Origin of the sequence: Scytonema hofmannii PCC 7110 (assembly GCF_000346485.2) — a bacterium.
In the GTDB taxonomy this organism is placed as follows: Bacteria; Cyanobacteriota; Cyanobacteriia; order Cyanobacteriales; family Nostocaceae; genus Scytonema; species Scytonema hofmannii.
In genome coordinates this window covers 9,968,965-9,981,637 of record NZ_KQ976354.1, presented here as the reverse complement: position 1 = coordinate 9,981,637, position 12,673 = coordinate 9,968,965, and the positions used below count along the sequence as shown (strand labels likewise).

General features: G+C 42.4%; 10 protein-coding genes. 3 read left to right on the top strand and 7 right to left on the bottom strand.

Features of this window, described 5'->3' with window-relative positions; genetic code table 11:
- Positions 1 to 37: 37 nt before the first annotated feature.
- A complete protein-coding gene (locus WA1_RS42070; protein ID WP_017748540.1) occupies positions 38 to 574 on the bottom strand; it encodes an EF-hand domain-containing protein in 537 nt (178 codons plus the stop codon).
- 661 nt (positions 575 to 1,235) lie between these two features.
- Between WA1_RS42070 and WA1_RS42065 the strand changes: the two genes are divergently transcribed.
- A complete protein-coding gene (locus WA1_RS42065; protein WP_017748541.1) occupies positions 1,236 to 2,645 on the top strand; it encodes a vanadium-dependent haloperoxidase in 1,410 nt (469 codons plus the stop codon).
- A 763-nt stretch (positions 2,646 to 3,408) separates the two neighbouring features.
- On the opposite strand, the gene WA1_RS42055 is transcribed toward WA1_RS42065, so the two are convergent.
- Complete coding sequence (locus WA1_RS42055; protein WP_017748543.1) at positions 3,409 to 4,245, bottom strand: beta/alpha barrel domain-containing protein; 837 nt, start codon at positions 4,243 to 4,245, stop codon at positions 3,409 to 3,411.
- A 138-nt stretch (positions 4,246 to 4,383) separates the two neighbouring features.
- Positions 4,384 to 5,154, bottom strand: coding sequence for a S1 family peptidase (locus tag WA1_RS42050; RefSeq protein WP_017748544.1), 771 nt, complete (start codon positions 5,152 to 5,154; stop codon positions 4,384 to 4,386).
- Between the two features lie 459 nt (positions 5,155 to 5,613).
- Here WA1_RS42050 and WA1_RS42045 point away from each other — a divergent pair, with 459 nt between their 5' ends.
- Positions 5,614 to 6,783: a homocysteine biosynthesis protein gene (locus WA1_RS42045; protein WP_017748545.1), complete on the top strand. Its 1,170-nt coding sequence runs from the start codon at positions 5,614 to 5,616 to the stop codon at positions 6,781 to 6,783.
- 169 nt (positions 6,784 to 6,952) lie between these two features.
- Here the strand turns inward: WA1_RS42045 and WA1_RS42040 are convergent, their stop codons facing one another.
- Positions 6,953 to 8,005 (bottom strand): hypothetical protein, encoded by a 1,053-nt coding sequence (locus tag WA1_RS42040; protein ID WP_017748546.1) that lies wholly within the window; start codon positions 8,003 to 8,005, stop codon positions 6,953 to 6,955.
- Between the two features lie 480 nt (positions 8,006 to 8,485).
- Between WA1_RS42040 and WA1_RS42035 the strand changes: the two genes are divergently transcribed.
- Complete coding sequence (locus WA1_RS42035; RefSeq protein ID WP_026135220.1) at positions 8,486 to 9,322, top strand: tetratricopeptide repeat protein; 837 nt, start codon at positions 8,486 to 8,488, stop codon at positions 9,320 to 9,322.
- 77 nt (positions 9,323 to 9,399) lie between these two features.
- Here WA1_RS42035 and WA1_RS42030 read toward each other — a convergent pair whose 3' ends face one another.
- From WA1_RS42030 to WA1_RS56070, 3 genes are all read right to left on the bottom strand, one after another.
- Complete coding sequence (locus WA1_RS42030) at positions 9,400 to 10,020, bottom strand: TMEM165/GDT1 family protein (RefSeq protein WP_017748548.1); 621 nt, start codon at positions 10,018 to 10,020, stop codon at positions 9,400 to 9,402.
- Positions 10,021 to 10,756: 736 nt separating this feature from the next.
- Positions 10,757 to 12,160 carry a guanitoxin biosynthesis MATE family efflux transporter GntT gene (gene gntT, locus WA1_RS42025; protein WP_017748549.1) on the bottom strand — a complete coding sequence of 468 codons (1,404 nt, stop codon included), beginning with the start codon at positions 12,158 to 12,160 and terminating at the stop codon, positions 10,757 to 10,759.
- Positions 12,161 to 12,277: 117 nt separating this feature from the next.
- Positions 12,278 to 12,661 (bottom strand): hypothetical protein, encoded by a 384-nt coding sequence (locus WA1_RS56070; RefSeq protein WP_026135221.1) that lies wholly within the window; start codon positions 12,659 to 12,661, stop codon positions 12,278 to 12,280.
- Between the last annotated feature and the right edge of the window lie 12 nt (positions 12,662 to 12,673).

The window sequence follows — 12,673 nt, the reverse complement described above, 5'->3', positions numbered from 1 at the left end:
GTCTTTCTTCGGTAATCCACCACAAGTATGGCGTACATTACTCCATAGAACCCCAAAACCAGTTGCCTACAGCACCGGGTTCCTTTTCAGTTAGAAATTCTCTTTTAGCAGAAACAAACTCTTTTTTAGAGAGGATGCCGTCCTTATCGATATCAAGCTTGGAGAAGACAAAATCTGATTTTTCAGCATCTAGGTCAAACACACTGAAGAAGAGTCGATGCTCTTGTTGTGATATGTGACCATCACTGTCTAAATCAACAATGTCAAACACAGCCTCTATTAAAGGGTCATTGTAATCTGGATTTGAAACCGCTTGCTCTATACCCTGACAAAATTCTTCGGGACTTACCTTACCATCTTTATCCAAATCCGCTTTAGACCAAAAATTCTCCCAAATTTGAAGCCACTTAAACAACAAATCTTTGTGAATCTCTGAACCAAGCTCTGCGTTACGGATCTTGGTGAACCTAGAGGCAAAAATCTCAGCATCTTCTTTCCCAATGAAGCCTGAATTATCGGCATCCAGACAGTAAAAGTGATGTAGTAATTTTTTTCGATGATATTGACTTAACAATGCTTTTTCCTTTTGTTTACCATACGATACGTAGTTACAATACCACGGGAGTCCAATGCATACATATACCTGAGTTCGACTTTTATGCAAGTCAAATTACAAGCCCGAAGGGTAAGACCCGCTTAATTGTTTGTCTCAAATGGCTGTGTTAATTATCAAACAAGCTATAGACTCAACGAAGGAATAATGCGATACTAAGCGTGCTTTTTTTAGGGAGAAGAACACTCGTGTGGAACAAGCCATTCTTGAGCTTCGCGATCGCTTGGAAATAGCGGATACCTTATGAAGCGATCGCGCTACATTATGTAGAATATAGCTTTTAAATATCGATTACAACGATTTCGAGTTGTGTTTGGGAGCATCGCTCAACTCGCCTGACCCAGCCACGTTCTATACCCATGGTGAAAAAGTATACAATATGAAATCTTGGTACAACAGAAACTAAGAGCATATTTATCAAATAAATCTTAAGCAGTTGAGCAACGATGCAGATTTATTGAAAATTGCATAAGCTACGATGGCTTTCACCTACACATTACTAAGTAGTGACACACAATTGATTACACAAAATCTGGGCTGAAAAGGTTACCTAGTCAAGAATCAGTATGTAATTAATTCTGTTTGGTTACTTAAGGATGAAAAAATTTATCTGAGGAAAAAAATGAAAGATACTGTCATCATTCCCTGGAACAACATTTACCTAGAAGCTGTACGCAAATTCGGCGGTGCTCCCGGTCCAATTGCCCGGATTGGAGCAATGATGCACATTGCGATGTTTGATGCGATTAATGCTCTTTCTGGCAATCCTTACAAATCCTATCTATCCAATCTACCGGATACAGTCAAAGGCGCAGATCCTGCAATGAGTGCAGCCTATGCCGCACGCAAAGTTTTGCTGCAAACGATTGACACACTTATTAATCAAGCAGCAACGAGTCCAGGCGGAGTGCCTAATCCTTTCGAACCCCATCAACTCAATGCAGGCTTCGATCCCAAGTCATTTTTAGATGATTGGAGTAAACGCTTCAACATGACTTGGGAAAAAGACGATCCTTCACAAAAGTTTGGTGAGGCTGTTGCAGAGGCAATTTTACTTGAGCGCGAAAAAGATGGCTCAGAAAAGGCGAACGATTCTCCTGCTGTAGAGTTTGGTTTTACTCCAGGTGATTGGCGGGAAACGGGTTCAGGAGCAGCAGTTACGCCGCAGTGGGGTAAAGTCAACCCATTTGGTGGATGGCAAACGAGCCAAATTAATGATTTTCTGCCGACGACAGCGTTGAATGTTAGCAAGTTTAGTAATTACTCAGAATTGCTACCAGGCCGGGATTACGCAGGTCAAATTAAAGAAGTGCAGCGACTTGGCGAAGCTCATTCCTCAGAAAGGACGCGGGAGCAAACAGAAATCGCTTTCTTCTGGGCCAATGACGTTAACGGTACTTCCAAACCACCAGGTCAGCTTTACACTATCACCCAAATTGTGGCTAAGCAAGAAGGAACTGTGCAAAGCCTACTTGAAACAGCACGCCTGTTCGCGCTTGTTAGCATTGCTATGGCTGACGCCGCCATTGTTGCTTGGTATGTGAAGTATTTGTTCCCTCAAGAAAATGACGAGAACAATTTGATTCGCCTCTGGCGACCAGAAACGGCGATCCGTGAGGCTGATACCGACAACAACCCTGATACAACACCTGACCGCCACTGGCAACCGCTCTCAGCAATGACTGATGGCACGCGTTTCTCACCAGCTTTCCCTGCCTATATCTCCGGTCACGCCACTTTTGGCGCAGCCCATGCAGCAATGATGCGGCTTTTCTTTGCAAGAGATTCTATCTCTTTCACCGCAACGACCGAAGATCCAAACGCCTTACGCGATGAGAACGGAGTTAAACTTACCCGTACTTTTACAAGCTTTACAGAAGCCGCACGGGAGAACGGTCGAAGCCGGGTTTATCTTGGTGTTCACTACCAATGGGATGCCGAGGGTGGCTTTGAGTCAGGAACTAAAGTTGGTGAATTCGCTTTCAACAGATTAAGTGATTCAAGCTCAGGACAACAACGTCAGTCAAGGTAAGCAATTCCCAACCACAAATCGAGAAGGTCTTTGAACCCCTCGACCAACAGAAGTGGGTTAAAGTCGATACCCAAAGCGGACGACGTAAAATCGCGTTTAGCGATGACGTAAAAATGGAATTAAGGACTTAAATATGGTGAGGACGACGAGTCCAAGTCCGATGAACGTGCTTTGACAATCTAGGAAGCCTCAGTAAGAGTGAGGCTTCTTTTTCTTGGTTTGCGTCCTAATGTCAGATTCGACCAATTAACGAGACTGACGAACAGACTGGTACTTTCTTGCAAAAAATGATAGATCGGGGCGATCTCATAACTAGTACAACGCGACATAAATAATCCATCAGTAAAGATGTTACATATAAAGCCTCTACAGGTATCCAAAACTGTCGAAAAACTTTCGTCGTGTAGTACTCGCAACTTGGGTGAGTATTTTTGTTGGGGACGCATAAAAACACATAAAACCCGCACACTTTTTTTACAAGCGATTCCCTTCGTTAAATATCGATTACAACGATTTTGAGTTGTTGTATGGCATCTCAAAACAGCAAGTTGTCATTGAATTGTTCCGTATAAATGGAGGCAAACCTGGATATTATTTAGCTGATTTGCGACATAATAAACAGTATTATTACTGTGGAACTGAACCGCAAGACGTTAAAAGTAAATTACTCTTCCTGGGTATTGGTCGAGAAGATCTGCAATGAACGTCCTTTAAACAAAATTTGGGGAATTAGGCGATCGCTCTTGAGTTCATACCACCTGAACTATGTCGAACCTGCCATAAATTGGCTCACCATCTCGGATGCCTGGTTGAGCCATGAGCGATCTATAGCAGTGTAGTAGGTGGAATTTGGAGCGATCGCCTCCACAACCTTTGCCAAGTCAGCATTGCCAGCACGTACTCCCAATCCGTTAATCGAGCATTCAATTTGCCTTGCTCCTACATCCAAGGCTGCTAGGGAATTATCGACCGCAAACCCCAGGTCATCGTGGCAGTGAACTGCAAGAGTGCAAGAGTCAATATTGGGGACTTGATGCATCACCGTTTCAATGAGGTGAGAAAATTCGACTGGCGAGGCAACCCCCAGACTGTCAGGAATGGCGATCGTCGTTGCACCACTTTTAATCGCTGTTTCAACAGCTTTGCACACCAGATCGGGATGGCTGCCCGTAGCATCAAAGGCTGACCATTCCACATCCGGGCAGTAGTTCCTTGCCAAGGAGACACTGCTTTGAATCGTTTCCAAGACCTCTGATACTGTCATATTTGCCTGAATGCCGATGGGCGTGAACACATTGATGCGTCCTCGAACAGCAGGTTTGAGTGCCGCCGCAACTGCAGCAATTTCATCTGGTTGACTACTTGCCAAACCGCAGATGGTAGAATGTTTGACCTGCTGAGACACCATGAAAATTTCATCATAATCTTTGTGGAAGGCTCCTGGATAACCAACCTCAATCGCATCCACTCCCATCTCGTCAAGAATTATTGCCAAGCCAATCTTTTGCTCGACTGTCAGCTTGCGTTTCAAGGCAAGTTCTCCATCTCGTAAAGTCGTATCAAAGATTGTGATTTTAATAGTTTGGCTTACGTCATGCATGGTAGTTTAAATTATAGTTCAGATAGAATTATCGGACTTCAGAGTCAGATTGTTCTTTAATATAGCTGCCCACGGAAAATACCTGGTTCGGAATCTTCACTTGTCGAAAACTATTCGCCCACAACCTTTCAAGCATCTCTAAGGAAAAACCGCAATTGGAATTTCAGGCAAAAGTCGGATTGCGCTTGTTTCACCCCTACCTGTTAATTGCAAAAATGTTTTAATTGGAATACCCAAACTCCTACCTGTATACACAAACGCGACTTGAGGATTTATCTTCGGAGTCTCATAGTTAAAAATTTCTCCTCTACCGTGAATTCCAATGACCTCACCTTGGTCATTCAATACCGGACCACCACTCATTCCTGGTAGAGTTGAATTATCATAAACCAAATTATAGCCGCTATCAGATACGGGTTGCGATCGCAAAGCATTTGCAATCACTTTTCCAGCCATAAAGTTATAAATTGGACGTTGAATTGTAGGTGTACGTCCGGGAAACCCAGCAACATAAACTTTAGCATTTCGTTGGATACTATCCGAATTACCAAACTTTGCAACTCTATAATTTGTTGTGCTAGTAAATTGTAAAATTGCCAAATCTACCGCAGGCAACTTTTTAACCGTTTTGTAATCAAGCACATACCTCTGATGATCGGGAGTCACAATCTCATATTTAAGTTTGGGACGTTCGAGTACGTGGGCGGTGGTGACAACAGAGTAAACATCACCTTGTTTCTTAATCATCACTCCCGAACCCGAACCCAAATTTCCAGCGTCAATCAGTACAGTAATTGCTTGTGCTATTTCATCAATTTCTATTGGAGAGGGTGCTGCAGCAACTTGCGTCTGCACAATAACCATCGATATTCCAATTAGTGTTGCTGACAAGCTAGAATTGAACCCCATAAATTTTATTATAATTTATAAATTTCTTGAATAATGCCAAAAATACTAATAAATACGACTCTATTTTTTGTGAAAAATCTATCCATATCCTCAACTTCTTAAAGAAGTCGGGGATATAACTTTTCTAACTTTTTACTTTGCTCTTAAACATATCAGTATAAATATTGAGTTATCAATCTACTTTAAACAAACCTTAAGTAAAATTAATCATTTTTTCACTTAAGGTTTGTTTATAACCGATGGAGAAATACCACAAAACCGGAAATTCCTTGATAAAAAAACAAGAAATTGATTACTAATGAACTGGTTACTGGTGTAGATATAGCAATCCTATTTGATCTGTGAGAAAATACTGAGCCTTAGAAACCCGGTATTTCGGAGATACCGGGTTTCTTTATCTCATAAATGATTTAGGATTGATATTATGATGTGAAAAGCATCGGAATTACATCTTTTTATATGCGAACAATTGCGGAAATCAATGACAAAATCAACCGCAAGCAGGCGGTAGTACTGACCGCTGAGGAATTAAAAGTCCGAGTTCAAGAAATTGGTGTAACAAAAGTTACCAAGGAAGTTGATGTCATCACAACTGGTACTTTTGAGCCGATGGAGTCTAGTGGTGCAATTATTAATCTCGGACACACTGACCCACCAATTAAAATTCGTCGCTGCTGGTTAGACAATGTACCCGTCTACTCTGGTTTCGGAGCAGTCGATTTGTACTTAGGTGCAAGTTGTGCAGTGGAAGTGATGGACGGCGAAGAAGTCCGGGAACGTGGCGGGGGTCATGTCATTGAAGACTTGATAGCTGGCAAACACGTACAAGTAAGGGCGCAAGGACAAGTTACAGATTGTTACCCAAGAGCCACTTTTGAAACAACGATTACTCGTGAAACAATAAATCAATTTTATTTATTTAATCCTCGTAATCTATATCAAAATTTTATAGTTGGGGTGAATGGAGGCGATCGCCCGTTGTACACTTACCTTGGTCCGCTACAACCACGTTTGAGCAATGCAGTTTACTCCAACCCAGGTGCCATGGCCCCTTTATTTAACGATCCAGACTTACAACTTATTGGAATTGGTACGCGAATTTTTCTAGGAGGTGGAATTGGTTACATTGCTTGGGAAGGGACTCAGCATTTCCCCTTACAAAAGCGGTTACCAAATCGTACACCCATTGGTCCCGCAGCAACTTTAGCATTAATTGGCGATGCCAAGCAAATGGATAGCCATTGGGTGAGAGGTTGTTACTTCAAAAGCTACGGTCCTTCTTTAATGTTGGGAGTGGGGATACCACTTCCCGTATTAAATGAAGAAGTCGTTGCAAAGTGTGCAATCCAAGACAAAGATCTAGTAGCCCCGGTAGTAGATTTTTCTATTCCTCGACGAGTTCGTCCCACCTTTGGTTTAGTTAGTTATGCTCAACTTAAATCCGGACGCATAACCATTGAAGGAAAAACTGTACGTGTAGCACCCCTTGCAAGTTTATTTTTTTCCCGCCAAGTTGCCCTAGAGTTAAAAAAATGGATTGAATTAGGCGAGTTTACTCTCACAGAACCTGTTGCTCAAATCCCAATGGAGAGGTCTTTTCTGCCGCAAGACCGATGGACAGAGTTTTAAGGGAAGGGAGTAGGGATTAAACGATTTTGGATTGTGGATTTTGGATTTTGGATTGGGGATTGAACGATTTTAGATTTTGGATTGGACAAGAGTTATTCTCCCTTGTTTTCCTTGTCCCCCTTGTCCCCAGTTTCCTTCCCCCTACTCCCCACTCCCTACTCCCTACTCCCTACTCCTGAGTTGGTTTCGGGCGCTTCACTGGCTTAGGAGTAGGTTTGGTAGAGACGGGACTGGCGGGGCGTGATGGTGTAGATGCAGAGGCGTCGCCGGTTTTCCGAATGGGGCGTTGAGGTTCCCCGCTCCTCTGTCTGGGAGGAAATGGTTTCTTACCGCCAAAACTGCCAGGACGACGCCCACCTCCTCTGAAACCACCTTGTCTTGGTGGTTTGCGCTTTTTGGGTAAATCGGCAATAACTTCACCACTTTCGACTAATAATAAATCAGCTTTCCGCGTGACTTGAAAGTCCCAGAACTTACCAACTGCTCTAGTCTCAAGCTTAGCTGTTAGTTTTAACTTAAAATACTTGGGTTTGTCATTTTGCTTGCGTGGAGCCTGCTTAATTTTAATGACCAAATTTCCCGCTTCATTAGACTGGTAAACAACTTCTCCACGAACGGAAAAGCCACCGTCTGGAATTGCTGAAGATGACAACACGGAATTTGATGAGCCTTCTTCAGGTGTTTGCAAATCGTCGGAAGCCGTATCTTCTTGTTCATCGCTTACTTGACGACCTTGCGCCAACTTTTCAGGCTCCCAAACTCCTACAATTTGTAGGTGCAAATTATCATTTTCTTGGCGAGTGCGAGGATAAACGACCCACAGATGTTCTGCTTCCAAGTCTAAATGATTTTTCACCAAACTCATAATTCGACCTAGCAGGACAGCATCAAGCTCTGTATCATCTGAGGTCACCATTTTACCTTGGGTAAATTGTTCGTCACTAGCAACGTAACGACCTCGGACTAAGCCAATGGCTCGATACTGCATTGGTTCGCTAGGAGGCGGAATTGGTTGTTGCCTGCTAACGAAGTTCCCATCACTGGCAGTCTCACCGGGGGGTTCGGGCAAGTTTTCTGGTTCGGGAATGGAAGACACTGCATTGTCATTTGCATCTGCAAATGCATTTGCATTTACATTTACATTTGCATCTTCATTTGTTTGAGCTTCTATTGAAGCTGTTAAATTGGACGATTCAGGCGACGGCATCAGGTCGGAAGTCATAAAAACTCCTTGCGGCGGAGACAGATCCCATTGTGGGATTTTACTAAGGCAGATGGAAAGAGCGTTTGTGCTGGACGAGTAAGTATATTTCCTTTCAAGACAACTACACCTTAACGCTCTACATAACATTTAAGACGCGAAACTTCGCATATATATTATGCTTAGGTGTAATTTAGCGCCTTTATAACAGTTTCGGAAGCATATCATAGCTCAAACTCAGAAGTTTCCTCCTAAAGTCAACACTTGTATGGAGTGCGTATATTGCTATTTGTTATAAAATTCACAAGTAACTCACGAGATTCCGCAAAGTTTTTAAAATTTTTAACTCGATTGATTTCTGTGACCGATAATGTCAACTAAAGGTTGAAGTAGGAAGTAGGAAGTGTGAAGTACGAAGTGAGTTACATTGTAATTCAACTTTCATCCTTTATCCTTTAGTCTTCATACTTTCTTTTGTTATTAGAGTTTAAGGACGGTTTTGTGTCTCAATCTCGCAATCGCTGGATGGTTAATGCAGTTTTGCTACTCGCAGTTCTTGCTTTTGTTGGAGTGTCAATGATTCCTTTGTTTTCAGTATTCAACGACACGCAGCCTTCAACGCAAGAATCTGGCAGCAACAGAAACAGTTCGGCATCCTCAGACCAAAAATCTAAACTGCAAGACGCTGCAAGGGGTTACGAACAAGTTTTGCAACGAGAACCAAACAACGAAACAGCACTGCGAGGCTTAATTGAAACCCGTTTACAGCTGATACGTTTAGGTGGGAGTGATATTAAAGAGGTAATTGAACCTCTAGAAAGATTAGCCAAGCAGAAGCCGGAGCAAACACGATATGCAGTGCTGCTTGCTCAAGCGAAACAACAAATTGGAGATAGAGAAGGCGCAGCTCAAACTTATCGCTCGGTTTTGGAAAATAAACCGGGCGACTTAGATGCATTGCAAGGTATGGTAGCACTTCTGTTAGACCAAAAACGACCCGAGGCAGCTATTGGTTTGCTACAAGATACACTCAATACTGCTGCTCAGGCAAATAAAATTCAGCCGGGAAGTGTGGATACAGTTGCGGTACAAGTACTTTTGGGTAATGTTTATGACTCTCAGAAGAAATATGCTCAAGCCCTAAATGTTTACGATCGCGCAATTAAAAACGACAAGCAAGATTTTCGTCCTGTCTTAGCAAAAGCAATGCTTTTAAAGGAACAAGGCAAAACAGAAGAGGCAAAACTTTTATTTACTAGGGCTGCGGCTTTAGCACCAGCTCAGTATAAAGATGAAATTAACAAGGAAGCAGCAGCAGTATCAGGGAGTAGGGAGTAGGGAGTAGGGAGTAGGGAGTAGGGAGTAGGGGAAAATTCTACCACCTCACTCCCTCACTCTCTCACTCCCTCACTCTCTCACTTCCCTTCAACTGCGGCTAATACACCAAATAAAAGAAATAAAAATCCACCAACCAAGGTGACAGTGCGCTCAGAAATTCGCCCAGCAATCATTCTTCCACCAATGACAGCAATGGCTGCACAAATAGCGTGTCCCAAAATTGCACCTGTTGTCACCCCTATTGGATTATTCCCGGATGCTAGTGCTATGGTGGCAATTTGAGTGCGATCGCCCCACTCTGCCATAAACGTCAGCACAAAAGTTTGTAGTATGACTCCTAAGTAATTGTTCTTTTTCGGCGATAGCGTATCAGCAACTTCCACTGCGGTTTTTGCTTCTTCAACAACTTCTGTACTACAAGTACTTGCTGGCATACGGTATCCATCGTACAGTAGTTTGACCCCAAAACCAAAAAGCAGTGCTATTTCAGCGTGATGAATAAAACTTTTTGGGAGTAACGAAACGGCTTGTCCCACTGCTACAGAAAGTATCGTCATTGCAGCTAAAGCAGCGATCGCACCTGCAAAAACCAAACGCCGTGAGTGCTTCATCGACATGATCGCAGCGATGAAAAATGTTTTATCGCCTAACTCAGAAACCGTAATTAATAACAAACCTGCTGTAAAAGCTGACAACACTTTCTCAAGCTCCTTGAAGAATCATCTACCGATGTGAGCTTGATGAGAGTTGACAACACTTCACCAAGCTCACACTTTCCTTGTGTGAACTTAGTGAAGGTCTCACTTCCAATAAGCAGCCGTAGTCAAATGTCAATACTTAATCAACCAGATATTTTTGACTTTTGACTTTTTTAAGCTTTTTGTCACCTGAACCAGGCTTACGCCAGTATGTTGATTCAGATGCACTGACAAAAACTTTTGCCAGTAGCTACTCCCCTTCATTCATAAGATTATACATCTGTTGTTGGTTATAGTAAACCTGAGTTCAGCGTAAGAAAAAGGCTGAAAACTAAGCAGAGTAAAGATTGTAGCAACACAACCTATAGATTTTGTTTTCAATAAGTAAAGCTTATTGAAAATGGGTAAAAAAATCAGATATCTTGAGTACTCAAAGAAGTAAAATGAATTTGTGATGAATTCATTCTGCTTATGAGTAGTAAAAAAGCGTTAAAAAGAGAAGTCAACTTTATCTAGTTTTTAGTCTTTTTTTTACGTCGAACTCAGGTTGGAAAAGTACCAATATTGGTAACTCGCTGGCTGCCTACCCTACGTCATGCTTCGTTTGGAGGGGGGTGGTTGGAAAAGTGCTAATACTAGTAACTCGCTGGCTACCTACCCTACTACAAGCAAGGTTTCGGATGGGAGGGGTGGAACAGTAATGTTCCCCTCGACCCTAACAATCATGTTTACGATTTTATTCGTTTATTTCCAGAATAACGGGTTGTGACAGTTGTGGATACGGAATGTCCGATTTAAATGTCCTAGGTAGCTGTACCCCAAACAGCACTAGCCGAACTACTAAGAACAAAGACAAAGCCAACCACAAGATGTGGTTACTGTTAGTATGAAAAGAAAAGGCGGCGACATCCGCAGGGAGAAATCCTACAGCAAAGGAGGCTAAGGTAACATTGCGAAGGGTATGCCCTTCCGCTAAGCCCAAGAAGTAGCCATCCAGCATGAAAGCAACAGAACTAAATCCTAGGACGGGTAGTAACCAAAAAACATAAATATCAATTTGTTCAGTGATTTCGGTGTGATTGGTTAATAGCTTAAATACAGTTTGAGGAAATAGCACACACACACCAGCGAAAATGAGTCCCACTAGCAAGCTGGTTCCTACAGAAATCCTAACTAGGGCTTTTAGCTGTTCGGATTCTCCTTTTCCTTGAAAGTTTCCACTCAAGGTTTCCGTACCAAATCCCAGTCCTTCTGTGAAATAGCTACTCAGGAAGAATATCTGTAATATCAGGGCATTTTCTGCATAAGTAATTGTCCCCAGTGCTGCACTCTCGTAGTTGAATATTAGGATAACTAAGAGAAAAATAAAATTGCTGACAAAAATGTTTCCATTTAGGGTGAAACTGGAGATTATAGCTGAGGTGTCCCAAATTTCTCCAGCTACGGCTCGTAAATCTTGCCACTCGATTTCCAAGCAGAAAACAATCAATCCCACCAATAAGCTCAGATACTGGCTGGTAGTATAAGACACTCCAGCCCCCATACTTTCCCAACCCCACCGAATAATCAACAAGTAGTCGAGTGCGATATTGGCAACATTACCAACCACGGACAACAGCACAACTAAACCACTTTTTTCCTGTCCTAGAAACCAACCAATCAGGACAAAGTTGAGCAAAACAGCAGGCGCTCCCCAAATTTGGGCGTTGAAGTAGGCAATTGCTGAAGCTTTGACCTGTGGGGTGGCATTCAGCAGGGTAAAGCCTAGTTCTTGCAAAGGGTACTTTAAGCTGACGATGGCAACACCCAGCACCAGAGCAATTAAGCCATTACGCAATCCTACCAGTAGTATTGCCTCCTGGTCATCTCGTCCTACTGCTTGAGCAGTCAGCCCAGTGGTACTCATTCGTAAAGAGATTAAAAGCAGGAAGACTAAGCTAGTGAGGTTTCCTGCTAGGGCAACCCCTGCTAGATGATGGATTTCTGACAAATGACCCAAGAAAGCCACGCTCAGGGTATTCGCCAGTGGTACCATGATGTTGGAAACAACATTGGCTAGAGCCAGTTGGAAGAAGCGAGGCAGGAGGTCATCCTGGCTTGAGAGTGTCTGATCTATCGATTGACTTGCGTTGTTTTCCATCGAAATCTCTCATCAAAGATGGCTATTTTTTAGAATACTTTATAAGAATTTACATTTTTCGCTCTAAACTGGAAGAAAATTTTTCTATATCGCCTTCTCTCACCTGCCAGTTTAGCTTTAGGTTGAGCCAGAAATTCCAGAGGGTAACGCAAGCGATCGCCCCCAATTTAGCGATATATTCATTGAGTTAATATCAAAAAATATTCGAGTAAGTCGAAAGAGAAAAATAGCAATCAAATCGAAAGGAGTAACTGTTTTTATAAATGATAGCCACGACGTTAGCTGTTGTGCTGTGTTGATATGAGTGATGAGTACAAATAGCCAAGGAAGAAAAATAAATACCCCAACTGAAGTTCCCAAGAGATAATTGACAAGACTTTTGTTAAAGCGAAAGTGTTGTAGAAAAGTTACATAAATGCCATGAGCCATTGCTATCAAAGCCGTGAAGAAATGGGTGTATAATCCTATAGATAAAGTAAGAGCATATATCGCCCAATTCATTGTTTAATTAAA